The 22,628-nt window shown below is 71.7% G+C and carries 20 protein-coding genes; 10 read left to right on the forward strand and 10 right to left on the reverse strand.

The window, feature by feature from the left end; genetic code table 11:
- A partial coding sequence (locus IDM40_RS28485; RefSeq protein WP_328807145.1) for an HNH endonuclease signature motif containing protein occupies positions 1 to 1,207 on the forward strand: 1,207 nt, incomplete at its 5' end.
- Between the two features lie 1,020 nt (positions 1,208 to 2,227).
- Here IDM40_RS28485 and IDM40_RS27415 read toward each other — a convergent pair.
- From IDM40_RS27415 to IDM40_RS27425, 3 genes are all read right to left on the reverse strand, one after another.
- Entirely contained in the window at positions 2,228 to 4,798 is a 2,571-nt protein-coding gene (locus IDM40_RS27415) for a penicillin acylase family protein (RefSeq protein ID WP_193124982.1), read from the reverse strand.
- A 114-nt stretch (positions 4,799 to 4,912) separates the two neighbouring features.
- Complete coding sequence (locus IDM40_RS27420; protein ID WP_193124983.1) at positions 4,913 to 5,950, reverse strand: nitronate monooxygenase; 1,038 nt, start codon at positions 5,948 to 5,950, stop codon at positions 4,913 to 4,915.
- A 263-nt stretch (positions 5,951 to 6,213) separates the two neighbouring features.
- Entirely contained in the window at positions 6,214 to 7,158 is a 945-nt protein-coding gene (locus tag IDM40_RS27425; protein ID WP_193124984.1) for an alpha/beta hydrolase, read from the reverse strand.
- 148 nt (positions 7,159 to 7,306) lie between these two features.
- On the opposite strand from IDM40_RS27425, the gene IDM40_RS27430 reads away from it, so the two are divergent.
- Positions 7,307 to 8,188: a helix-turn-helix domain-containing protein gene (locus IDM40_RS27430; RefSeq protein WP_193124985.1), complete on the forward strand. Its 882-nt coding sequence runs from the start codon at positions 7,307 to 7,309 to the stop codon at positions 8,186 to 8,188.
- 62 nt (positions 8,189 to 8,250) lie between these two features.
- Here IDM40_RS27430 and IDM40_RS27435 read toward each other — a convergent pair whose 3' ends face one another.
- Positions 8,251 to 9,138 (reverse strand): LysR family transcriptional regulator, encoded by an 888-nt coding sequence (locus IDM40_RS27435; RefSeq protein WP_328807146.1) that lies wholly within the window; start codon positions 9,136 to 9,138, stop codon positions 8,251 to 8,253.
- A 185-nt stretch (positions 9,139 to 9,323) separates the two neighbouring features.
- Here IDM40_RS27435 and IDM40_RS27440 point away from each other — a divergent pair, with 185 nt between their 5' ends.
- Positions 9,324 to 10,088, forward strand: a complete 765-nt coding sequence (locus tag IDM40_RS27440; RefSeq protein ID WP_193124987.1) for an SDR family NAD(P)-dependent oxidoreductase — start codon at positions 9,324 to 9,326, stop codon at positions 10,086 to 10,088.
- A 41-nt stretch (positions 10,089 to 10,129) separates the two neighbouring features.
- On the opposite strand, the gene IDM40_RS27445 is transcribed toward IDM40_RS27440, so the two are convergent.
- Entirely contained in the window at positions 10,130 to 10,381 is a 252-nt protein-coding gene (locus IDM40_RS27445) for a CsbD family protein (RefSeq protein ID WP_193124988.1), read from the reverse strand.
- Between the two features lie 224 nt (positions 10,382 to 10,605).
- On the opposite strand from IDM40_RS27445, the gene IDM40_RS27450 reads away from it, so the two are divergent.
- Both IDM40_RS27450 and IDM40_RS27455 read left to right on the forward strand, forming a co-directional pair.
- Entirely contained in the window at positions 10,606 to 11,709 is a 1,104-nt protein-coding gene (locus IDM40_RS27450; protein WP_193124989.1) for a baeRF2 domain-containing protein, read from the forward strand.
- A 189-nt stretch (positions 11,710 to 11,898) separates the two neighbouring features.
- On the forward strand, positions 11,899 to 13,533 hold the full coding sequence (locus IDM40_RS27455; protein ID WP_193124990.1) for an AMP-binding protein: 1,635 nt from the start codon (positions 11,899 to 11,901) through the stop codon (positions 13,531 to 13,533).
- Between the two features lie 9 nt (positions 13,534 to 13,542).
- Here IDM40_RS27455 and IDM40_RS27460 read toward each other — a convergent pair whose 3' ends face one another.
- Both IDM40_RS27460 and IDM40_RS27465 read right to left on the reverse strand, forming a co-directional pair.
- The gene (locus IDM40_RS27460) at positions 13,543 to 13,821 is read right to left on the reverse strand and encodes an HPr family phosphocarrier protein (RefSeq protein WP_193124991.1); all 279 of its coding nucleotides are present in this window, start codon (positions 13,819 to 13,821) and stop codon (positions 13,543 to 13,545) included.
- Positions 13,822 to 13,904: 83 nt separating this feature from the next.
- On the reverse strand, positions 13,905 to 14,546 hold the full coding sequence (locus tag IDM40_RS27465; RefSeq protein ID WP_193124992.1) for a TetR/AcrR family transcriptional regulator: 642 nt from the start codon (positions 14,544 to 14,546) through the stop codon (positions 13,905 to 13,907).
- 139 nt (positions 14,547 to 14,685) lie between these two features.
- Here IDM40_RS27465 and IDM40_RS27470 point away from each other — a divergent pair, with 139 nt between their 5' ends.
- On the forward strand, positions 14,686 to 16,110 hold the full coding sequence (locus IDM40_RS27470) for an MFS transporter (RefSeq protein ID WP_193124993.1): 1,425 nt from the start codon (positions 14,686 to 14,688) through the stop codon (positions 16,108 to 16,110).
- On the opposite strand, the gene argJ is transcribed toward IDM40_RS27470, so the two are convergent.
- Entirely contained in the window at positions 16,098 to 17,258 is a 1,161-nt protein-coding gene (argJ, locus tag IDM40_RS27475; RefSeq protein ID WP_193124994.1) for a bifunctional glutamate N-acetyltransferase/amino-acid acetyltransferase ArgJ, read from the reverse strand. The two genes, IDM40_RS27470 and argJ, sit on opposite strands and share 13 nt — an antisense overlap.
- Before the next feature lie 146 nt (positions 17,259 to 17,404).
- Here argJ and IDM40_RS27480 point away from each other — a divergent pair, with 146 nt between their 5' ends.
- Positions 17,405 to 18,439: a serine hydrolase domain-containing protein gene (locus IDM40_RS27480; RefSeq protein ID WP_193124995.1), complete on the forward strand. Its 1,035-nt coding sequence runs from the start codon at positions 17,405 to 17,407 to the stop codon at positions 18,437 to 18,439.
- A 16-nt stretch (positions 18,440 to 18,455) separates the two neighbouring features.
- Here IDM40_RS27480 and otsB read toward each other — a convergent pair whose 3' ends face one another.
- On the reverse strand, positions 18,456 to 19,289 hold the full coding sequence (gene otsB, locus IDM40_RS27485; RefSeq protein WP_193124996.1) for a trehalose-phosphatase: 834 nt from the start codon (positions 19,287 to 19,289) through the stop codon (positions 18,456 to 18,458).
- On the reverse strand, positions 19,289 to 19,573 hold the full coding sequence (locus IDM40_RS27490) for a DUF3263 domain-containing protein (RefSeq protein ID WP_017613151.1): 285 nt from the start codon (positions 19,571 to 19,573) through the stop codon (positions 19,289 to 19,291). The genes otsB and IDM40_RS27490 overlap by 1 nt, the downstream gene beginning before the upstream one ends.
- Before the next feature lie 254 nt (positions 19,574 to 19,827).
- On the opposite strand from IDM40_RS27490, the gene IDM40_RS27495 reads away from it, so the two are divergent.
- From IDM40_RS27495 to IDM40_RS27505, 3 genes are all read left to right on the forward strand, one after another.
- Complete coding sequence (locus IDM40_RS27495; protein ID WP_235998004.1) at positions 19,828 to 20,976, forward strand: S8 family serine peptidase; 1,149 nt, start codon at positions 19,828 to 19,830, stop codon at positions 20,974 to 20,976.
- Positions 20,977 to 21,091: 115 nt separating this feature from the next.
- Complete coding sequence (locus IDM40_RS27500; RefSeq protein WP_193124998.1) at positions 21,092 to 21,868, forward strand: class I SAM-dependent methyltransferase; 777 nt, start codon at positions 21,092 to 21,094, stop codon at positions 21,866 to 21,868.
- A 127-nt stretch (positions 21,869 to 21,995) separates the two neighbouring features.
- Positions 21,996 to 22,586 carry a GrpB family protein gene (locus tag IDM40_RS27505; protein WP_193124999.1) on the forward strand — a complete coding sequence of 197 codons (591 nt, stop codon included), beginning with the start codon at positions 21,996 to 21,998 and terminating at the stop codon, positions 22,584 to 22,586.
- Positions 22,587 to 22,628: the final 42 nt, after the last annotated feature.

A 22,628-nucleotide genomic window follows, 5' to 3' on the forward strand; every position in this document is an offset into this window, starting at 1 on the left:
CGGTTTCACGTTCCAGGCCTGGGGCCCGGCCTCGGACGGCGAGCGCCTCAAGGCGGCGCTGGCCTCCTTCACCGCCCCCTACGGCACGACCGAGAAGACGCCCGGTGGTGCCGACGGCACCAACGGCACCGGTGCCGACCTCGGCCTCATCCCCGCGGGTGAGTCGGTGACCTCGCGCTACGCGCGCACCTACGACGCCCTGATCTCCGCGGCCGGGTTTGCTCACGGCCACCACGGCCACACCGACGGCACCGGCTTCGCCGGTACCACCACCGCTGCTGCTGCCGCTGGCGGCGACGCTGGCACCGAGGCTGGCGCCGACTCCGTCGGCCACGCCGACGGCGCTGGCGCCGGGGCTGGCTCCGGCGGCTCGGCCGAAGCCGCTGCCACTGGCGCCAGCAACGGTGGTGGCTGCTCGCAGCCGCCCGGTACCAAGGCCGTCATCAACATCACCGTGCCCCTGTCGGCACTGCTCGGCTTCGGCTTCGCCTTCAAGAACCAGAACGAGACCGACACCGGCAACGACGCCAACGGCGTCGCCTACCCCGCCGCCGGGGCCGCGGGCGCCGCCACCGCAGGTGGCACCAACACCACCGGGGCAACCGGGAACACCGGGGCGAGTGCCGCCCCCGGCCCCGAGCCGGGCGCCGAACCGGGCCCCGACCCCGGCGGCGGCACCGGTGGCGGCGTCACCACCACCGCCACCGCCACCGCGGGTGGCACCAACGCCAACACCGGGCCGCCCTCTACCGTCCCCGGCTTCCCGGGCTACCCCGGTGTGGCCGTGACCGAGGACGGCAACGTCCTCGCCCTGTCCGCGGTGCGCGCCATGGCCCCCACCGCCCAGATCCGCCGGTTGATCTTCGACGACCGCACCGGCCTGCCCCTGGACCTGGGCCGGGCCCACCGCCTGGCCCCCGGGTACCTGCGCACCGCCGCCTTCGCCGGGCACACCACCTGCGCATGGTCCGGCGGGTGCGACGTGCCGGTCTCGCAGTGCGAGGCCGACCACATCACCGAGTTCTCCCACGGCGGCGAAACCAAGGCCACCAACCTCCAGCCCCTGTGCTCGACCCACAACCGCGCCAAGTACCGCCACTCCCGCACCGAGAACACCCCCACCAACGGGACCGGTGGTACCGGTGGCGGCGCCCACGGCGGCTCGGGTGCCGAAGCCACCGGCACCACCGACACCGGCACCGGCTAGACCAGCAGGCCAGCAGGCCCCTTCCACAGGCCGCCCGCCCCAGGCCCGATCCCCCTGCCGAGCCCCGCTCTGGCCGTCGGAGAATCTCCAGACCCGGGTCCGGTGGGTGCGCGCTGGGGCGGCGACTGCTGCAACTGGCCCCACCGGACTCACCAGCGCCACCAGCAACCAGGGGTGGACCCCAGAACAGGTCCGCCCGGGCCCACCCGCACACCCCGCCACCCCCGACACTCAATGCCCTACCGGGAGCGCGCGGGGGCCCAGGAGGCCGCCCGCACACGTGCCACCCCTGGGACTCAATGCCCTACCGGGAGTGCGCGGGGCTTGCCTGTGCCGTTGCCGTTGCTGTCGCAGGAGCGAGCCACCACGCACACGCATGGACCGTTGGCCGCAATGAAGCACCCCAGGGGGTGAGGTAGTTGCCGTCAGCTCTGCCCACGTTCCTTTGGGCTGGCGGGGGCCTCGGGGGAGCGGGTGGTTCGTCGATGCGGGTCGGGTCAGCCCGGCGAACAGGGCCGGAACGCACACCCCGAGGCGCCGTGAACAACCACGCACAACGCCGACACATTCACTCCGACTCGGAAATCAGGGGGTGGCGCCGACGAGGGTTGCGTGAGGGCCCGGCCGGGCTATGATCCGGCCCCGACGAACCACCACCCCCGAGGCAACACCACAGAACACCCCACCCCCAGAACCTCCGACACCACCCATGCACAACACCCCACCCTGACAACACCTCATCGCCGGGTCGCCCCCCCGGGTCGCCCCCCCCCGGGTCGCCCCCCCGGCCGCCCCCTGGCCAACCCGGCGCTACCTCTCTGAGCCGTGAACGACCCGGGAGCTCAGGGCCGCAGTACCAACTCGTCCNAGAACCTCCGACACCACCCATGCACAACACCCCACCCTGACAACACCTCATCGCCGGGTCGCCCCCCCGGGTCGCCCCCCCCCGGGTCGCCCCCCCGGCCGCCCCCTGGCCAACCCGGCGCTACCTCTCTGAGCCGTGAACGACCCGGGAGCTCAGGGCCGCAGTACCAACTCGTCCTCCGCCTTCTCCTGCACGGCTTCCTCCGACACCGCCCACGGCAGGGTTCCGCCCTCGCTCCACAGGTCCAACTGGTCGTCGTAGTTGCTGTGGAACGCGTGGCCCGAGTTGCCCGTCAGGTTCACCCACGTGGACGCGTCGCGGTCCGAGAGATCCACGACCATCCGCATCGACGGCACGGACACGATCCCGTACCCCTCCGAGGCCTCCCACCCGGTCGCGTTGACGATGCCCGACCCGCCGGAGCTCTCCACCGGGCCCCGGTTGAACAGGCGCTCCACGGCCGAGATGCCCGAGGTTCCGAAGGACTCGTGGGTTGCGGTCAGCGTGTGCAGGTCGCCCCACCGCCACTCCGCCGGGTCGTCGCCGAGCAGGTCCTCGAGCTCGTCCGCGGCCTCCTCCATCGCCGCGGCGAGCACCTCCTCGCGCCCGCTGGTGTCCTCGCCCTCCCACCACGGGGAGTCGGGGTCCTCCAGCAGGTTGTTGACCACGTACATGCCGCGCGAGTTGTGGCTCATCTGCAGCGGCTCGATCTCGTCGAACAGCTCCGGCAGCAGGTGACGCCACGTGGCCTGGTAGAACGCCGCGCCCGCGGAATCGGGGTCGGTGTACAGGTCCCAATCGGCGAGCTGCGCCTGCGCCTGCGCGGCGACCCCGTCGACGTCCGCGGCCACCAGGTGCGGGACGAGCGGCTCGGCGGCCAGATGGTAGGAGTCCATGTGCATGCGCTCCATGTCCTCCACCCCCACGGGGCCGTCGGACAGCGCCTCCTCCGCCAGGTCGTTGATGCGCGCGCCCCGGTAGCCGTAGTCCCAGTCGTCGGTGAGCATGTGCGCGTACTCGTCGTCCACCGACGCCTGGTTCGCGGTCACCACCAGCCCGGACTCGGGGTTGAGCACGCTCGGCAGCTCCTCGAAGGGCACCCGGTCCTCCCACGCGTGGTCGGGCTCCCACCCCGGTGCGGGGTAGCGCCCGTCGCCCTCGCCGCGCACCGGGACGTGGCCCGGCGCCTGGTAACCGATGTTGCCCTCCGCGTCGGCGTAGACGAGGTTCTGCGAGGGGACCTCGAACGTGCGCGCGGCGTCCCGGAACCCGTCCCAGTCCCGGGCCCGGTTCATCAGGAAGATCGCGTCCGCGGTGCGCCCCGGTTCCAGCGCGGTCCACCGCAGTGACACGTCGTAGGAACCGTCCTGGTGGTTGCGTCCCACATCGCGCTGGTCGGCCCCGGCCTGGGCATCGGAGATGATCGGCCCGTTCACGGTGCTGCGGACGGTGATGTCGACGTCGTTGCCGCCCTGCACCTCGACGGTCTCCTCACGTGTCTCCACCGGAAGCGACTCGTCCCCGTAGCGGTGGTTCGTGCCGTCGACGTCCTCCAGGTAGAGGTCCATGACGTCCGGATAGAGGTTGGTGAACCCCCACGCGATCGACTCGTTCTGGCCGATGACCACCCCGGGCAGGCCGGCGAACCCGAACCCGGAGACGTCGTAGGGGCACTCCTCGGTGATCTCCGTGCAGTGCAGCCCGCCCTGGTACCAGGTGGAGGGCATCGACGCGCCGAGGTGGGGGTCGTTGGCGAGCAGGGGAGCGCCGGACTCGGTGTGCTCGCCCGAGACCACCCAGGCGTTGGAGCCCAGTTCCGCGCCGCTGCTGGGGCCGAGCAGGTCGGGCACGCCCTCGACGGAGGCGGCGACACGTTCGAGGGCTGCGTCCCCGGCCTCCGGGGTTCCGGTGTCCCCGTCCCCAGCCTCATCGTCCGCCGCGCCCCCGTCGTCCGCGGGCGCCCGCCGCGCGTCCTCCTCGGGGGAGGCGTCCGCGTCGGGTTCGGCGTGCTCCTCGGTCAGGGTCGTCGGCGCGTGTTCGTCGTAGGGGTAGGGCGGGAAGAGCTCGTCGATCGCCTCCTCGTCGAAGCCGTCGGCCAGCAGGCGCCCGCGCTCGGTCTCCTCCTCCATGTTGCCGCTGAGGTCCCAGGCCATGGCCTTGAGCCAAGCGAGGCTGTCGGCGGGTTCCCAGGGTTCGATCTCGTGGCCGCCGTTCATCACGGTCAGGAGGCTGTGCTCGAGGGAGGCAGACGCGCCCCCGTTCTGCTCGAGCCAGGCGTTGACCCCGTCGGCGTAGGCGTCCAGGTGGGCGCGGGTGTCCTCGTCGAGGAGCTCGTACTCCTGCTCGGCGACGTGCCGCCAACCCATGGTGCGCAGGAAGATGTCGGTCTCCAACTGCTCCGGGCCGAACAGCTCCGACACCCGCCCGGCCGTGACGTGGCGCCGGAAGTCCATCTCCCAGAAGCGGTCCTGCGCGTGGGTGAAGCCCTGGGCCATGAACAGGTCGTCGGCGTGGTCGGCGTACACGTCGGTGACGCCGTGTTCGTCGCGCACCACCGTGACCTCTGAGGCCAGCCCGGGGAGGTCGAGCTCGCCGGAGGTCTGCGGGAACGGGCGGCGCACCGCCCACACGCTCAGGAGCGCGGCGATCAGGGCGAGGACGGTCGCGGTGGCCAGGAAACCCAGAAGCACTCGAACGAGGACGTGCTTACGCAGAACACCCATGGCGGAACTTTAGGGTGCGCTGGGTCACACAAGCCATGATCCGGGCGGCCCCGATTCGTATTTGTTACCTGAAGGTAGGACCCCGGTGCCGACCGGATCAATGTTCCCCTAAGGTCAGGCCTGCACACCCGCCTCGGACGCCTCCGCACGCAACTTCTCCACCAGCTCCGCCGCGGGGAGGTCCCGCGCCTTGCGCCAGCCGCGCCCGGCCCACAGCGCCATGCCGCCGGTGTCCCCCGCCTTGGCCGCGGCCGCGCGCAGCGGCTTGGTCATGTGGTGGATCTCCGGGTAGGCGAACGGTGCACCCAGGTGCTCGTCGATGAAGCGGTTGACCAGCCCCCGCGCGGGGCGTCCGGTGAAGGCCCAGGTCAGCGCCGTTTCGGTGAAAGAAGGGTCGCGCAGGGCGAGCTTGTGGTCGGGCTGAGCGCCGCTCTCCGGGCAGCACAGGAACGCCGTCCCCAGCTGCGCGGCGACCGCCCCGGTGTCCAGGACCGCGGCCACGTCCCGCCCGGTCATGACGCCGCCCGAGCCGATCACCGGGATGTCCACGGCCTCGATCACGTCCGGAAGCAGGTCCAGCAGGGGGCGGTCGTGGCCGTGGACCGGGTCGAAGGTGGCCCGGTGCCCGCCGGCCTCCACGCCCTGCACGCACAGGGCGTCGGCGCCCTGCGCGGCCGCCAGACGCGCTTCTTCGACGGTCGTCACGGTCACGACCGTCGCCGAGCCGGCCTCGCGCAGCCGGGCCAGCACGTCAGCGGAGGGGCAGCCGAAGGTGAAGCTCACGATCGGAACCGGGTCCTGGGTGAGCAGGTCGAGCTTGGCGCCCCAGCCGTCGTCGTCGTGGACCGCCTCGCCGATGGTCGCCCCGTGGCGCTCGGCCTCCTCGGCCAGCTCCTGGCGGTACTCGTGCAAACGGTCGGGGTCGCCCTCCACGTCCGAGGGCACGAACAGGTTCACCACGAAGGTGTCCACGCCCTGCTCGCGGACGGCGGCGATCTGCGTGGCGAGGGCGTCGGCGCTCAGGTACCCCGCGGCCAGCGAACCGGTGGCCCCGGCGCCGTGCACCGCCGCGACCAGGTCCGGTGACGAGGCACCGCCCGCCATGGGCGCCTGGATGATCGGGCGTACGTTCAGAAGTCCTGACGCGGTCATTTTCCCACTCCCTCCGATTGCCTCCGAAAAGGCTAACAGTCGGCTTTGTTTCGGCCAGAGATCGGCATGCCGTTCCTGCGCTGGTGCATCGGGGGGAATTCGCGGGGTCCTGGCGCACGTAGGACGCCGGCCCCGCGAATTCGGTTGACCGCTCATAATGGCGGAAAGGTGTGTCGGTGGTCACCAGGGAAAATGTGTCCCGGGTTCTGCGTTTTTCCCGGCCGGCCCCGGAGGAGCCCGCGGACCCTCCGGGGCCGTGCCCGTCAGAGCCTCTTGTCGAAGAACGGGACGACCGACTTCAGTGCCTCGCCCGCCCCGTGCGGGCGGTCGTACAGGTCGTAGTGCGAAGCGCCCTCGACCTCCAGGAGCTGCTTGTCGATGGACGCCGCCCGCCCGTGGACCTCGTGGCCGTCGCGGTGGGCACCGAACGCGCCCTGCTTGTCCCGGTCGCCGATCACGATCAGCAGGGGCTGGTCGAGGAGCTCCTCGACCAGGTGGAACGCGTCCCACCCCAGCGCGGCCGTGCCGTGCGCGACCTCGAAGCGCACGTGCCCGTTCTCCGCCCGGCCCCGGTCGGTGCGGTAGTAGTCGAAGGCCTCGATGATGTCGATGTCGCCGGTCTGCTGCGCGGCCTCGGCCGTCTCGGGCAGGAACCCGTTGACGGCGCTCGCCGCGCCGCGCGCCTCCGCCGTGCGCTGCTGGGCGATCGCATTGAGCGCCTCGATGGGCCCGCCGCTCTGCCCGGCCATCTGCCGCTGGAGGTTGCCGAAGTTCGCGCCGGTGACCGACACGACCGCCTTGAAGCGCTTCTCGGTCTTGGCAGCGGCGAGCGCGTAGCCCCCGCCGCCGCAGACGCCCAGCACACCGATCCGGTCGGCGTCGATGTAGGGCAGCGTGACGAGGTGGTCGACGACGCGGCTGAAGTCCTGCACGCGCTGTGCGGGGTCCTCGAGGAACCGCGGTTCCCCTCCGCTCGCGCCCTGGAAGCTGGCGTCGAACGCGATGACCACGTAACCGGCCTCGGCGAGGGCCGGCGCGTAGATGTTGCCGGCGGTCTGCTCCTTGCAGCTGCCGATCGGGTGGGCCGCGACGACAGCGGGGTAGGAGCCCGAGGCGTCGAAGCCCGGCGGGAAGTGCAGATCCGCGGCGATGTCCCAGTACATGTCGGCGTTGCGGAACGTGACGTGCTCGATGGCTCCGGTGCTCATGGGTGCCTCCGTCGAAGGTGTGATTCCGGGGCGTTCCCCCGTCGTGCAACCCACTCTCACGCGCCGCGGGGAACCGGACCAGACCGTGTGTGTGCCTAGGAAAGATCTGTCCCAGGACAACGACGACGGGCTGTCCTACCGTAGAGCCATGTCCGTGTCACCGCAGCTCAAAGCCCTCGGCGACTTCTTCCGGGTCAGGCGGAGCGAGCTCTCCCCGGGAGATGTCCCCGCCAACGTCGTGGGAACCTCGACCCGGCGGCGCGTCGCAGGCCTGCGCCGCGAGGAGGTCGCGCAGCTCGCCGCGGTCAGCGCCGACTACTACACGCGAGTGGAGCAGGGCCGGATCGCGCCCTCCGACCAGGTCTTCGCGACGCTGTGCCGGACCTTCGCGCTGTCCGCGGAGCAGCGGGCCTACGCGGAGGAACTCCTCAACCACGCGCGCGGTTACGTGATGACCGTCCCGGGTCGTTACGTGATGACCGTCCCGGGTCGTGAGGCCGCCCACGACCGGCTCCAGCTCCTGCTCGACCAGCTCACCGATCTGCCCGCCATCGTCCTGGGCCCCCGGATGGACGTGCTCGCCTGGAACCCGCCGGCCGCGGCCCTGATCACCGATTTCGCACGCCTGCCCGCCGCGGACCGCAACTACGTCTCCCTCACGTTCACCGTGCCGGAGGTGAGGGAGCTGTACGAGGACTGGGCGTCGGTCGCCCGCTCCTGCGTCGGCATCCTCCGGCGGGAAGCGGCGCAGAACCCCGACGACCCCGAACTGGCCGCGCTCGTCGGCCGGTTGTCCATCGCCGACGACGACTTCCGCCGCTGGTGGGCCGAACACCGGGTCGCCGACCAGGACTTCGGCGCCAAGGTCCTGCACCACCCCACCGCCGGTCGCATGCGCCTGAACTGGGACTCCTTCACCTACGCGGGTGCGTCGCGGCAGCAGCTCATCCTGTGGTCGGCCGACGCAGGGACCCCCGACGCCGAGGCGCTGGCGACCCTGGTCCCGCAACCCGCCCAGTCGGCCCGCTGACCCGGGGCCAGGGCGTAGGCGCCCGACAGAACCGGACAGAGGTCGCCCCGGATCCCGTGTTTCTAGACCAGCACCTCGAAGAAGGCGGCCGCCAGCGCCGGCACCCCGGGGTTGCGTCCCCCGCGCGGCCACACCAACCCGAACGAGGACGCCGGCAGCCCCGCCACCGGGACCAACGCGACGTCCTCCGCGCTCTCGTACCCGTCGACCGAACCGCACAGCAGCATCGCGCCGCGCTTCAACGCGACCTGCCGCAACCCGTCGTCCAGGCCGTCCACGCTGTCCTGCTGCTGGATCGTCTTGCCCAACGGGGTTTGTGTGGGCGCGTGCACCCGCAACCAGTGGTCGGGCGTGCGCCGCACCGGTATGAGCGGCACCCGCGCCATGTCCTCCACCCCGACCGACTCGCGTGCGGCCAGCGGGTGATCGGCCGCGACCGCGAGCCTCTGCGGCTGCCGGTCGAAGACCGGCCCGACCACCAGGTCGCGTTCGCGCACCGGAAGGAGGACCACCGCCGCGTCCACCCGGCCGTCCCGCAGCGGACCGAACGGGTCGTCCAGGGGGTTCTCCACGACCTCCACCCGCGCCTCGGGCGAACGCTCCTCGAAGACCTTCACCGCACGCGCCACCGGGTCCCGCATCGGCCCCGGGAATCCCAACCGCACCATCCGTCTCCCGCTGGAAGCGCGGTCGCGTGCGTCCTCCAACACCGACACCAACGCCCCGTACGCCGGTCTCAGCGATGCCAGGAACTCCTCGCCGAACGGGCTCAGGCGCAGACGTTCCCCGGAGGTGTCCAGCAAAGGGGCGCCGATGCGGTGCTCCAACCGCTCCACGAGTTCCCGGGCCCTCTCCACCGACAGGCCCAGGCGCATGGCCACCCGGCCGAAGTGCAGTTCCTCCGCGACCAGGAGGAAGCACTCCAGTTCCCGGATCTCGATGCCCCGCACGCTCCCACCTTCCGCGTTCGACGTGCCTCTCATGGAAGCACGCGGGGATGTGCGGTTTTTGTTCGGCACGCGGTGACGGCCGGACCGACATATCGACCCGTCGACGCCGGAGCCCGGGCATCAGGGACCGTAACGGGCGCCGATACGCTCGGCGCGACACCGCCGACCTCCCGAGGAGACACAGCATGAGCGTGACCGCAGTCGTCACCGGCGCCAGCAGCGGCATCGGCGCCGCCACCGCACGCGGGCTCGCCGCCGAGGGCTACGACGTCGTCCTCGTCGCCCGCCGCGCGGACCGCATCGAAGCTCTCGCGAAGGAGATCACCGGCCGCGGCCAGCAGGCGCGGGCCCGGGTCGTCGACGTGACCGATCGCGCCGCCGTCGACGCCTTCGCGGACGAGCTCGACGGGTGCGGGGTGCTGGTCAACAACGCCGGCGGCGCCATCGGCACGGAGCCGGTCGCCACGGGTGACCCCGACGACTGGCGCACGATGTACGAGGTCAACGTGCTCGGGGTGCTCAACATGACGCAGGCGCTCCTGCCGAAGCTGGAGGCGAGCGGAGACGGCACCGTGCTCGTCCTGACCTCCGTGGCCGGGCACGTCGTCTACGAGGGCGGCGCCGGGTACGTGGCCGCAAAACACGGTGCACACACGCTCGCCGCGACCCTGCGCCTGGAGCTGGTGGGCAAGCCGGTGCGGGTCCTGGAGGTCGCGCCCGGCATGGTCAAGACGGAGGAGTTCTCCCTCAACCGGCTGCGCGGAGACAGTGAGGCCGCCGAGGCCGTGTACGCGGGGGTCCCCGATCCGCTGTCGGCCGAGGACGTCGCCGACACCGTCGTGTGGGCCGTCACCCGGCCGCCGCACGTCAACATCGACCTGCTCGTCGTGCGTCCCCGCGCGCAGGCGGCCCAGCACCGGGTCCACCGAGTCTCCGACGACGGCAACTGAGGGGAAGAGGGGAGGGGGCGGCGACGCCCCCGTGGGCCTGATCAGGCCCGATCGTCGCCGCCGTCCTTCTTGCCCTCGTCCTCGTCGTTCTTGTCGTCGTCACCGCGTAGGCCCTCGAAGGTCCCGCGCACGGTGTCCTTGGCGTTCTCGACGCCCTCGCGGGTGCGGCCCTTGAACTGTTCGGCCTGACCCTCGCTCTTGAGCTTGTCGTTTCCGGTGACCTTGCCGGCCATTTCCTTGAGCTTTCCCTTGGCCTGCTCGGCCTTGCCTTGGGACTTGTCTTCCTGACTCATGGGAACCTCCTTGCGGCTCCGATCGCTTCAGGTTGCTCTCACCCCCGTCCTCCCATGCCATTCGTGTTCTATTCATGTCCGCCGCACAAAATCCGGGTGTGCCATCGCACCCTGATCGATCACCGGCGCGGATGATTGCTGCCGCCTGTGCCGGGCAGGGCCATGGACGAGGCGGTCTCCAGATGTTCACGAAACACCGATAGCGAATGAATGGAGGGCGCATCATGGATCTGACTTTCCTCCAGCCGCTGTACGAGACGACCACCCCGGTGGCATCGCTCTACATCAACACCTCCCGCGACGCGGAGGACGCCGACCACGCGATCCGCGTCCGCTGGGACCAGGCGAGGAACGAACTCCAGGAGCAGGGCGTCGACGAACCGACGCTCGAGGCGATGGACGAGGTCGTGGGCGCGACCGAGGGTGTGCCCGGACCGCACGGGCAGGTCGTGTACGCGGCAGGCGGGAAGGTGGTGCTCCACTCCACCGTCTCCGAACCGCCGCAGGACCATGTCGCCACGGCCGGAACCCTGCCCGACCCGCTGCCGGCGCTGGCTGCCGAGGGGCGGCACGTCCCGCACGTGCTCGCCGTCGTCGACAGCATCGGCGCCGATCTCACCGCGGAGTACGCCGACGGGCGCACGGTGACCCGCCGGGTCGAGGGCGACGACCATCCGGTCCACAAGCCCCGCGGTGGTGCCTACCACCACAACCAGATGCAGCGGGCCGCGGACGAACAGGTCGGCCACAACCTCGACCAGGTCGTCGAGACGCTCAGCACGCTCGTCGACCGGAGCAACGCCGAGGTCGTCGCCGTCGCCGGCGAGGTGGCCGTGCGCGGCGACCTCGTGGAGAAGCTGCCCGAGCGGGCGCGGGACCTCGCGGTCGAGCTGGAGGCGGGTTCCCGGGCCGCCGGGTCCGAGGAGTCCCCGCTCGAGGAGGAACTGGACCAGTACCTCGAGCGCCAGGCCGACGAGGACGTGCGTTCGGCCGTGGAGTCCTTCGAGAGCGGGACCTCCGACGGGACGGCCGCCGAGGGCCTCGACTCCGTCGTGCACGCCCTGCAGCGCGGCCAGGTCGGGACGCTGCTGTGGTCGGACGAGCTGCCCGGGGCCGACCGGAAACTGTGGATCGGCCCGTCCGGTGAGCAGATCTCGCTGAACGCCCAGGAACTGCGCGACATGGGTGTGAGCGACCCGATCGAGGTCGGGGCCGGGCCCGCCCTGGTCCGCGCGGTCGCCACGACCGGCGCCGAGCTGGTGCTCGTGCCGGGGAAGAAGTTCGACCCCGACGAGGGGATCGCGGCCGCGCTGCGTTTCGCGTCCTGAGGGGCGACCGAGAGATCCGGGGGCGGGGTGCCGCACGCAGCGGCGCCCCGCCCCCCGTGTGTGCGGTGGGCCGAGCCTTCACGCGGGCACGGGGCGCGTGGTAGATGTGAGCTGTCTTACAAGGCCGGGTATGGGCCGTCCCGACCCGGCCGTCCGCTCATGCCTCCCGTAGTGCTAGGAGCCCCGGACTTGAGCCGCACCGCCCCCCGCCCCAGTTACGCGTCCGGCACCTCGGACTCCCCGCTGCTCGGCGACACCATCGGCGACAACCTCGCCCGCACGGTCGCCGCCCACCCCGACCGGGACGCGCTCGTCGACCGGGGCCAGGGTGTACGCCTGACCTACCGGGAGTTCTCCGACGCCGTCGACGAGGTCGCCCTGGGCCTGCTGGACCTCGGGGTGGCCGTCGGCGACAGGGTCGGGATCTGGGCGCCGAACTGTTCCGAGTGGGTGCTCACGCAGTACGCGACGGCGCGCATCGGAGCGGTCCTGGTCAACATCAACCCCGCCTACCGCACCCACGAGCTCGAGTACGTGCTCAACCAGGCGGGGGTCTCCGTGCTGGTGTCGGCGCCCTCGTTCAAGACCTCCGACTACGTCGCGATGGTGGGGGAGGTGCGCGGCGACTGCCCCGAGCTGCGCGAGACCGTCTTCCTCGACGGGCCGGACTGGGAAGCCCTGCGTGCCGCGGGACGCCGGGGCGATCCCGCGAAGCTGGACGGGATCGGGGCCGGGCTGTCGCCGGACGACCCGATCAACCTCCAGTACACGTCGGGTACCACCGGGTTCCCGAAGGGCGCGACGCTCTCGCACCACAACATCCTCAACAACGGGTACTCCGTCGGTGAGCTGCTCGGATACACCGAGCACGACCGGATCTGCATCCCGGTGCCCTTCTACCACTGCTTCGGCATGGTGATGGGCAATCTGGCCGCGACCAGCCACGGCGCGTGCATGGTGCTGCCGGGGCCGGGGTTCGAACCGGTCTCCGCGCTGGAGGCGGTGCAGGCCGAGCGGTGCACCTCGCTGTACGGGGTTCCGGCCATGTTCATCGCCGAACTCTCCTTGCCCGAATTCGACGGCTACGACCTGTCCAGCCTGCGCACCGGAATCATGGCCGGGTCACCCTGCCCGCAGGAGATCATGCGCCAGGTCATCGACCGCATGGGCATGGGCGAGGTCTCCATCTGTTACGGGATGACCGAGACGTCGCCGGTCTCCACCCAGACCCGGCGCGACGACTCCCTCGACCGCCGTGTGTCCACCGTCGGCAGGGTCGGCCCGCACCTGGAGGTCAAGGTCGTCGACCCCGGCACCGGCGTGACCGTGCCGCGCGGCGAGGCCGGCGAACTCTGCACCCGCGGGTACTCCGTCATGCTCGGGTACTGGGACATGCCCGAGAAGACCGCCGAGGCCGTCGACCCCGCGCGGTGGATGCACACCGGCGACCTCGCCGTCATGGACGACGACGGGTACCTCGCCATCACCGGCCGGATCAAGGACATGGTGATCCGCGGCGGTGAGAACATCTACCCGCGCGAGATCGAGGAAGTGCTGTACACCCACCCCGACATCCTCGACGCGCAGGTCATCGGGGTCCCGGACGAGAAGTACGGCGAGGAGCTCATGGCGTGGGTGCGCATGCGCGAGGGGGCCGAGCCCATCACCCGCGACGCGCTGCGCGACTTCTGCAGCACGCGGGTCGCCCACTACAAGGTGCCCCGCTACGTGCACGTGGTCGAGGAGTTCCCCATGACCGTCACGGGGAAGGTCCGCAAGGTCGAGATGCGCGAGCGCGCGGCCGAGCTGCTGGACGAGACCTGACCGGACGCCTCAGCCGCTGACCGAGTCGGGGTCGGTGGCGAGCACCTCGCACAGCCGGTCGAGCGCCGCCTCCGCCCCGTCGCCGTCGGGGCAGGCCACCGTGACCTCCTGACCGTGCCGGACCCCCATCGCCATGACCTGGAGCACGCTCGTGGCCGCCACCGGTTCGCGCCCCTCGTGGGCGATGGTCACGGACAGGCCGGTCTCCTTGGCCGCCTGCACGAAGAGCGTGGCGGGGCGGGCGTGCAGCCCGAGGAGGGCGGCGACGGCGACGGTGCGCTGGGGCATGTCGGTCCTCGGTTCTCAGGGGCGGGCGCGCGTGTTCGGGGTTCTTTCCCCGCGCACGGGCCCGCCCAACCCGACGGCCGGCCTCAGGTGGTGCCTGCGTCGGGCCAGTCGGAGGCGACCGCCTCGGGGGCGAGATCGAGCTGTCGGAGGAAGCAGGCGAGGAGCCTCTCCTGTCCCGGGCGCCCTTCCCGGACCCATTGGCGGTGTCCGAGCCCCAGGCAGGTGTGGAAGACCGCGGCGGTGATCCAGGGACGCGGGTCGGTCTCCGCGTCGACCCCCGTGCGTTCGGCCACCGCCCCGGCCAGGCGCGCTCGGCGCGAGGGGTCGATGCGCACGTTCGCCTCGGCCAGGTCCGGGCTGGTCGCGATGAGGTTGGCGGCGTCGCCCCGCTGGTGCAGTGACGCGTGTGCCAGCTGTTCCCAGTGGTCGCGCATCGCGTTGCGCAGGGCGGTGAACGGGCTCTCGTGTCCGGGGCGTTCGAGCAGTGCGGAGGCGAGGAGTTCGTCCACGTCCTCGACGGCGGACAGGAGCACCGCTTCCTTGGACGGGAAGTAGCGGAAGAACGTGCGCTGGGAGACCCCGACGGTGGCGGCGATCTCCTCGGTCGTCGTCTCCGGGTACCCGTTCTCGTGGAACAGGCGCAGCGCGGTGTCCATGAGGGTGCGGCGCGTGTGTGCCTTCTTGCGTTCCCGGAGCCCGGTGGGTTCGGGGCTCGCCGTGCTCATGGAGGGCCCTTTCGCGAGGTCGGCCGGTGCTCCGACGAGCATAACGCGCCCCCGGCGTACACTCCTCCTTATTTTGTCAGTGATTGCCAAGTGTCATTCGCTGACATATTCTCCGGGTGACGCCACCGCAGGAGGAGCAATGACGACACCGAACACACGCGCGCCCGCTGAGGCGCATGCCCCGACCGGCAACCCCTGGCACACGCTGGTCGCCGTCGCGTTCGGCGTGATGATGGTGGGCCTGGACGGCACGATCGTCGCGGTCGCGAACCCGGCCATCGGGGCGGGGCTCGGCGCCTCCATGGACCAGCTCCAATGGGTGCTCCACGGCTACCTGCTCGGCCTCGCCGCCTTCCTCGTGACGGCCGGACGGCTGGGCGACCGCTTCGGACACCGCCGCACCTACACCGTCGGACTGGTCGGGTTCGTCGCCACCTCCGTGGTGATCGCCCTCGCCCCGACCGTCGCCGCGCTCGTCGCACTGCGCGTGCTCCAAGGGATCTTCGGCGCCCTGCTGATCCCGGCCGCCATGGGCCTGCTGCGCACGTCCTTCCCACCGGAGAAACTGGGCCGGGCCTTCGGGGCCGCGAGCGCCCTCATCAGCACCGCCACGGCCGCCGGCCCCTTCGTCGGCGGTGTCCTCGTCGACACCTTCGGGTGGGAGGCGGTCTTCCTCGTCAACCTGCCCGTCGGAATCCTCGCGTTCGCCCTGGGCCTGCGGCTGCTGCCCCCGAACCGCGCCACCGACAGCAGCACACGCACCGACCCGCTCGGCATCGTGCTCATCGGGCTGTCCATGTTCGGGCTCGTCCGGGCCCTCGTGGAGGGGCCGCACCGGGGCTGGGCCGACCCTGCGGCCGCCCTCCCGCTCGGCGGGGCACTCCTCGCCGGCGCCGTGTTCGTGTGGTGGCAGCGCAGCACCGATCACCCGCTGCTGCCGCTGGAACTCTTCGCGAACCGGACCCTGTCGATCGGGGCCGTGCTCATGATCTGCATGGCGATCGGCCTCATGGGGACGCTGTTCTACGCCACCTTCTACCTTCAGGACGTCCGCGGCCTCGCACCCGCGCAGGCGGGGCTCGTCCTGCTCCCGATGACCGCCATGATGGCCGTCACCTCACCGCTCGCGGGCCGTGTCCTGGACCGGGCCTCACTGGCCGCGCCCACCGTGCTCGGGCTCCTCGCGGCGGCGGCCGGGGTGTTCCTGCTCTCGCGCCTGGAGCAGGACACCGCCGTCCTGTCCATGACGGGTGCCTTCGCCCTGTTGGGGGCCGGGTTGGGGGCCGTCATGACGGGGGCGACCGCCGCGATCGTGGGCAGTGCCCCGGTACGTCTGGCCGGGGTCGCCTCGGCCCTCCAACAGGCGGCCATGCAGCTCGGCGGTTCTCTGGGTACCGCGCTCCTCGGCGCGATGATGGCGGCGGACGCGGTGTCCGGCACCGACCCCGCGGTCTTCATGGACGGACTCGGCAGAGCCTTCACCCTGGCGGCGGCCGTCCTCCTGGCCGCCGCCGTGCCCGCCCTCTTCCTGAGGAGGCGCACCCCGGTGGATCAGGTGGTGTAGTCCGCGTTGATGCGGATGTAGCCCTCCGTCAGGTCGCAGCCGTAGACGGTGAACGCCCCGTCGGCGATGCCCAGGTCCACGCCGATGACGACCTCGCTGCCGGCCATGTACTCGGCCGCGCGCTGCAGCACCTTCTCGTCGGAGGGCTCGGGGTAGGTCTCCACGTCGCCGAAGACGATCCGCACGTTCTCCGGGTGGATGTCGGTCTCGTCGGAGCACTTGCCGACCGCCATCGCCACCCGGCCCCAGTTCGGGTCCGCGCCGTGCACCGCCGTCTTGACCAGCGGCGAGTTGACCACCGTCTTGGCCACACGCTTGGCCTGCGCGTCGTCGCGGGCGCCGGTCATGCGCACCTCGATGAGCTTGCCCGCGCCCTCGCCGTCGGAGGCGATCATGCGCACCAGCTGGAGCGCGACCCCGTACAGGGCCTCCTCGAACTCCCCGGTGTCGACGGGTCCGGCCAGGCCGTTGGCGAGGATCGCCGCGGAGTCGCTGGTCGAGGTGTCGCTGTCGATGCTCAGGGCGTTGAACGTGCGCTCCACGACCCGGCGGAAGACGGCGTCCAGCGTCTCCTTGTCGAGCTCGGCGTCGGTGAAGAACCAGGCGAGCATCGTGGCCATGTTCGGCTCGATCATGCCCACGCCCTTGGCGATGCCGGTGACCGTCGCCCCGCCCACGCGCGCGCTCGCCGTCTTGGGGGCGGTGTCGGTGGTCATCATCGCCGCGGCCGAACGGTCCAGGTCTGCGGGGGGCAGGGGAGCGGTCAGACCCCGGAAGGCTGTGCGCACCTTGTCCATGGGGTAGGGGCGGCCGATGACGCCGGTGGAGGCCACGATCATCTCGTCGGCGGGGATGCCGGCCGCGGTGGCCGCGAGCTCCTGCACCTCGCGGGCGTGCGCGGCACCCTCGGGGCCGGTGGCCACGTTCGCGTTCCGGGCGATGGTCACCACACCCCGCACGTCGCCGTCGGCGGCCGCGCGTCGGCTCTGCACGACGCTCGGGCCGGCGAACCTCGACTGCGTGAACACCGCCGAGGTGTGCGCGGGCACCTCGGAGACGACCACGAAGAAGTCGTCGTGGGGGTCCTTGATGCCGATGTTCCCGGCGACTCCGCGGAAACCGGCCGGTACGGGGGTCTGGTTGCTCATGCGGGCCAGCCTACTGGGGACACACGCACCCGATTACGGCCGCGACCTGCAAGGGTTTCGTACCGTTCGCAGTGGGGCCCCGGTGTGACATCGGCGCGGTTACGGGGTATCCGGCGTAAGAACACAACACCGGGGGGAGGCGTGTGGTGCGCGATGGTGACTGGCTCACGGAGACAGGGGCCCGGCTCCGAGGCGTCCTGAAGGTCATGGTGGACGCAGGGTGGCTGCCCGGCGGCGCCGCCGTCATCGGTACGGGAGGGATGTGGGAGTTCGTCGCGGTGGGGCGGACGACCGGGGACCACGACACCGCCCCCGACGTCTCCTACGACGTCGCGAGCCTGACCAAGGTCATGGCGACGTGGCCGCTGGTGGGGCAGGCGGTGGCGGAGGGGATGCTCGATCTCGACACCCCGGTGTCCGAATACCTGGACGCGGACGAGGACCTTCCGGGCGCGGGGGTGACCGCCCGGCAGATCCTCACCCACACCAGCAGACTCAACCAGGTCACGTGGTTGGAGCGGCACGTGGGCACGGAGCAGGACCTCGCCGAGGCGATCCTGTCCGACCCGCTGGAGGAACCCGGGTACCAGTACATCGACCAGGGGTTCATCCTGCTGGGCCTGGTGCTGGAACGGCTGTACGGAACCGGGCTGGAGCGCCTGGCCGCGGACCTCTGGGAGGAGATGGGGCTGCGTTCGACCACCTTCGGCCCGCTGGCCCGGTCGCCCTCCGTGGCACCCACCGAACGCCGCCTCGCCGGTGCCGCGCCCGCCTGGGGTGTGGTGCACGACGAGGCGGCGGCGCTCATGGGAGGGGTCGCCGGGCACGCGGGGGCCTTCACCACGGCGATCGACCTGGGTGCGTTCGCGCGGGAGATGCTGCGGGTGCACGAGGGCGGCAGCGGTCCGGTGCCGAAATCGTTCGTGCGTGCCAGCTGGCAGCCGCACGTGGACGCCGGGCACCGGCTCTCGCGCGGGCTGGGGTGGCTGGTCACGCCCGAGGGGGTCGTCTACCACAACGGTTTCACCGGGACGAGTCTGTTCATGCACCCGCGCAGCGGCCGGTACGTGGGTGTGCTGACCAACGCGGTGCACTACGGGCGCGACCGCACGGGGTTGACGGATCTGCGGTCGGCGGCGCGGTCGGCGCTGGTCCCGCAGGCACACGATTCCCAGGCCTGAAGGCCCGGCGCCGGGGTCACGGGGTCGGTGAGCGCAGGGTGGCCGGCAGTCCGCGCAGGAGTTCGGCCAGGCCGGCCGGCCCGGGCACGACCAGGTCGGCACGGTCGGCGACCTCGGTGACCTCGTCGGAGGCCGAGCACACCGTCACGCCGGGCACGCCTTCCTCCCGGAGCGCGGCCACCGCGTCGAAGGCGGGCAGGTCACCGAGGTCGTCGCCGGCGTAGAGCACTGCGCCTGCGGCCCTCTCGTGCACGAGGGCGGTCAGCGCCGCGCCCTTGTCCACGCCCTGTGGACGGAGTTCGACCACCATGCGCCCGGGCTCGGTGACCAGCCCGGCCCGCTCGGCCAGGCGCTCCAGGTGGGGGCGCACCAGGTCGAGCGCGGCGTCGGGGTCGGCGGCGCGGCGGGTGTGCACCGCGAGCGAGCGGCCCTTGTCCTCGATCCACGTGCCCTCGGGGGCGCCGACGGAGTCCAGGAGGGCGGGAAGCTCCCCGCGCACCAGGTCCACCCCCGGCGGCGGGTCGGCGGCGGTCAGGCGGCCGCCGACCCAGCGCTCGGCCCCGTAGTGGCCCAGCACGACGATGCCGGGCACCTCGTCCAGGCCGCCCAACTGCACCGCGGTCTCCGCGGGCCGGCCGGTGATCACCGTGACGGTGCCCACCCGCGCGGCCAGGGCGCTCAGGGCGGGAACGATGCCGGGGTAGGGGGCCGAGCTGCGGGGGTCGTCGACGATCGGCGCGAGGGTTCCGTCGAAGTCGAAGGCTGCCAGCGCCCGGTCGGGGGAGGACCGGAAAGTGTCCAGGCCGAGGCGCCCGGCATCGGTGCGGGGGGAGAGCGGGCGGGTGTCCATCAGAGGCGGATCCCCAGTTGGCGGGCGTTGCGCTGGCGTCTGCGGTCGGCGCGCAGCCTGCGCAGTCGCTTGACGGTCAGGGGGTCGAAGGCGAGCGCTTCGGGGCGCTCCACCAGGCCGTTGAGGAGTTGGTAGTAGCGGGTCGGCGAGAAGCCGAACTCGTCACGGATCGCCTGTTCCTTCGAGCCCTCGAACTTCCACCACTGGCGTTCGAAGGCGAGGATGCGCTCTTCGCGCTCGGCGAGGGCCGACTGGCCGTCCTCGGACGGACCGATATTCGGCATGGGACACCCCCTGGACGGGAAATTGGTTTGTCCGGATCGGCGCGACTCATGCTAGCGACTCGACATGCCGCGTGGAGGATCAAAAACCCATGACTGGCAGCATGGATACAGTTGCGTTCCCTACCCTCCGGGCCACTTGTACACGCCGGAATCCTGTGCTCATGACAGAATTATGGGGGTCCGGGGAGGGCCGCGTGGAACGTCGACCGCATCGTTCGAGGGAGCCTGACGTGCTCGGGGGAAACAACCGCACCATGATGCACACACGGCACGGGATCAGGGGGATCGCGGCGTCGTGCGCGGTCGTCACAGTGCTCGGGATCACAGCGGTTCCGGCCGCCGCCGAGAACACCGACAACGAGGGTCAGGCCGACTTCCGCCCCGACCAATGGGGGCTCGCGTCCATCGGCGCCACCGAGATGTGGGAGGAGACCGAGGGCGGGGGCATCGAGGTCGCCGTGGTCGGCCCCTCGGTGCACGAGGACCACCCGGACCTGCGGGACAACCTCACCGTCGACACCGGCCACGGCGACAACTCCGGGAACATGGACCTCGGTACCGGGATGGCCGGGCTCATCGCCGGGCACGGACACGGCATGGACGCGGACGGCGGTGTCCTTGGGGCGGCCCCCTCCGCCGCGCTTCTCGCGCTCCCGACCGGGGACGACGTGGACGGCGCGATCCGCGCGGCCGCCGCCGACGGGGCGCAGGTCGTGGTGCTGGCCGAGACCGACGCGGACCTGTCCTCGGCCACCGAGGCCGCGGTCGACGCCGGCGCCGTCGTGGTCGGACCGGCCGACGGCGGTGGCGACCCCAACGTGCTCACCGTCGCGCCCACGGACGAGGACGGTCAGCTCGCCGGCAACACGGCCGACGCCTCCGAGATCGACCTGACCGCACCCGGCGACGAGCTCTACACCGCCGGCCCGGACATGAGCGAGACCCAGGTCAGCGGTGCCCCCTACGCCGCCGCGCTCACCGCGGGCGGTATCGCGCTGCTGCGCTCGGCCTACCCGCAGCTCCAACCGGAGCAGGTGCGCGACGCCGTGCTCGAGGGTTCCCAGCAGGGCCCGGGAGGCGTGCCCGCGCTGAGCCTGACCGACGCACAGGCCCAGGCGGCCGGGGTCGCGCAGGACATCCCCGTCATCGACGAGGACCTCGCCGACGAGGCCGACCAGGGTTCGCAGATCCCGGTGTGGGTGTGGTTCGCGGCCGTCGGCGCGGTGCTGCTGTTCGGGATCCTCGCCCTGGTCATGTGGGTGCGCCGCTCCACCCGCGACCCCTACGGCGTGGAGGCCGAGCGGCGCGAGGAGAACGAGGAGATCGCGGCCGCCCGTGCCGCGGAGGAGCAGCCGGCCCGCCGCCAGAAGGGCGGCCGCCGCCGCAAGCCGCGCAAGGGCTGACCCGCATTCCGGCGTTGCGAACGGCCCGCTCGGCCCGACCGAGCGGGCCGTCGCCGTTCCCGGCGGGGGCGCTTCCTAGGCTGGACGCGTACCGCCCCCAGCGAACGGAGCGCCCATGCCCCGCACGGCCGACGGCAGCGCAGGCGACGCCGACTACGGTGTCATCGCCCGCGACTACACCGACCACCGTGTCCCCGATCCCCGCATCGCCCGCGCCGTGCACGCGGCCCTCGGCGGTGCCCGTACCGTGCTCAACGTCGGCGCGGGCGCGGGGTCCTACGAACCCGTCGACCGCGACGTCACCCCCGTCGAACCCTCCGCGAGCATGCGCGGCCGGCGCCCCGGGCATCTGGCCGGGGCGGTCGACGCCGCGGCCGAGGAGCTCCCGTTCGGCGACGACAGCTTCGACGCGGCGATGGCCACCTTCAGCGTCCACCAGTGGCAGGACCTCCACCGGGGCCTGGCCGAGGTCCGCCGGGTCACGCGGGGCCCGGTCGCGCTGCTGACCTGCGATCCGGCCCTGGTCCGGGGGTTCTGGCTCGACGAGTACGCGCCGGAGGTCCTGGCCACCGAGGCGTCGCGCTACCCCGCCCCGGACGTGCTCGCCGCCGGCCTGGGCGGGCGTGTGGAGACGGTCCGCGTCCCGGTGCCGCTGGACTGCTCCGACGGGTTCAACGAGACCTACTACGGGCGCCCCGAAGGGCTGCTCGACCCGGGCGCACGGGCCTCCTGCTCGGCCTGGAGTTTTGTCGGGGACGACGTCGTGGCACGCTTCACCGCCGACCTCACGCGCGACCTCGCCGATGGCACGTGGGACGAGCGCCACGGGCACCTGCGTACCACCCCCGAGCTGCACGGTTCCCTGATCCTCGTGGTGTCCGAGCCGGACTGACCACACGGGGCGAGTGGGGTACCCCGATCCGACCGGAACGGGGCACCCCGTCCGCGGTGCACGTGCACTCGTAAAGCACACGTGATCACCCTTGACGCTCGGGGCAAGAAGCGACAAGGCTGGTCACATGGCACCCCCCGAACCCCCCGAGCTCCCCACGCGCGGACAGGACCGCCCAAGCCCCGAACTCGCGTCCAAGAACCTCGTCGACGGCCGTGTGTACCTGGCCGAACCCGACCCGAAGTGGCCCTACCTCTTCGAGCGTGAAGCCCTCCGCATCCGCCAGGCCCTCGGGGAGCGTGTCCTGCTGCTGGAGCACGTGGGCTCGACGGCGGTACCCGGACTGATCGCCAAGCCCTGCGTGGACATCCTCCTGTGCGTGGACGAACCGGCCGACGAGGACGCCTACGTGCCCGACCTCGAAAAGGTCGGGTACACCCTGGCCATCCGCAAACCCGACTGGCACGACCACCGGGTGCTCGGAGGCAACCAGGTCAACATCAACCTCCACGTGTTCGCGCCCGAGTGCGAACAGGTCGGGTTCCTCCTGCGCCTGCGCGACCACCTGTGCGAGGACGCCGACGCGCGTGCCCGCTACACCGAGGTCAAGACCGCCCTGGCCGAACGCACCTGGGACCACATCCTGGAATACGTCGACGCCAAGACCGAGGTCGTCCAAGAACTGCTCGACCAGGCGAAGGAACGCCAGACCGCCTGAACCCCGGGATCTTGCTACCAGAGCCGGGTTCAGCGCCGATAT

Origin of the sequence: Nocardiopsis coralli (assembly GCF_014892575.1) — a bacterium.
Classification (GTDB): domain Bacteria; phylum Actinomycetota; class Actinomycetes; order Streptosporangiales; family Streptosporangiaceae; genus Nocardiopsis; species Nocardiopsis coralli.

What these genes read in the sequence shown, in the direction of transcription:
- IDM40_RS27415 (WP_193124982.1), bottom strand. Translation starts at nt 4,798, where the DNA reads ATGGGTGTTCTGCGTAAGCACGTCCTCGTTCGAGTGCTTCTGGGTTTC.
- IDM40_RS27420 (WP_193124983.1), bottom strand. Translation starts at nt 5,950, where the DNA reads ATGACCGCGTCAGGACTTCTGAACGTACGCCCGATCATCCAGGCGCCC.
- IDM40_RS27425 (WP_193124984.1), bottom strand. Translation starts at nt 7,158, where the DNA reads ATGAGCACCGGAGCCATCGAGCACGTCACGTTCCGCAACGCCGACATG.
- IDM40_RS27430 (WP_193124985.1), top strand. Translation starts at nt 7,307, where the DNA reads ATGTCCGTGTCACCGCAGCTCAAAGCCCTCGGCGACTTCTTCCGGGTC.
- IDM40_RS27440 (WP_193124987.1), top strand. Translation starts at nt 9,324, where the DNA reads ATGAGCGTGACCGCAGTCGTCACCGGCGCCAGCAGCGGCATCGGCGCC.
- IDM40_RS27445 (WP_193124988.1), bottom strand. Translation starts at nt 10,381, where the DNA reads ATGAGTCAGGAAGACAAGTCCCAAGGCAAGGCCGAGCAGGCCAAGGGA.
- IDM40_RS27450 (WP_193124989.1), top strand. Translation starts at nt 10,606, where the DNA reads ATGGATCTGACTTTCCTCCAGCCGCTGTACGAGACGACCACCCCGGTG.
- IDM40_RS27460 (WP_193124991.1), bottom strand. Translation starts at nt 13,821, where the DNA reads ATGCCCCAGCGCACCGTCGCCGTCGCCGCCCTCCTCGGGCTGCACGCC.
- IDM40_RS27465 (WP_193124992.1), bottom strand. Translation starts at nt 14,546, where the DNA reads ATGAGCACGGCGAGCCCCGAACCCACCGGGCTCCGGGAACGCAAGAAG.
- IDM40_RS27470 (WP_193124993.1), top strand. Translation starts at nt 14,686, where the DNA reads ATGACGACACCGAACACACGCGCGCCCGCTGAGGCGCATGCCCCGACC.
- argJ (WP_193124994.1), bottom strand. Translation starts at nt 17,258, where the DNA reads ATGAGCAACCAGACCCCCGTACCGGCCGGTTTCCGCGGAGTCGCCGGG.
- otsB (WP_193124996.1), bottom strand. Translation starts at nt 19,289, where the DNA reads ATGGACACCCGCCCGCTCTCCCCCCGCACCGATGCCGGGCGCCTCGGC.
- IDM40_RS27490 (WP_017613151.1), bottom strand. Translation starts at nt 19,573, where the DNA reads ATGCCGAATATCGGTCCGTCCGAGGACGGCCAGTCGGCCCTCGCCGAG.
- IDM40_RS27495 (WP_235998004.1), top strand. Translation starts at nt 19,828, where the DNA reads ATGATGCACACACGGCACGGGATCAGGGGGATCGCGGCGTCGTGCGCG.
- IDM40_RS27500 (WP_193124998.1), top strand. Translation starts at nt 21,092, where the DNA reads ATGCCCCGCACGGCCGACGGCAGCGCAGGCGACGCCGACTACGGTGTC.
- IDM40_RS27505 (WP_193124999.1), top strand. Translation starts at nt 21,996, where the DNA reads ATGGCACCCCCCGAACCCCCCGAGCTCCCCACGCGCGGACAGGACCGC.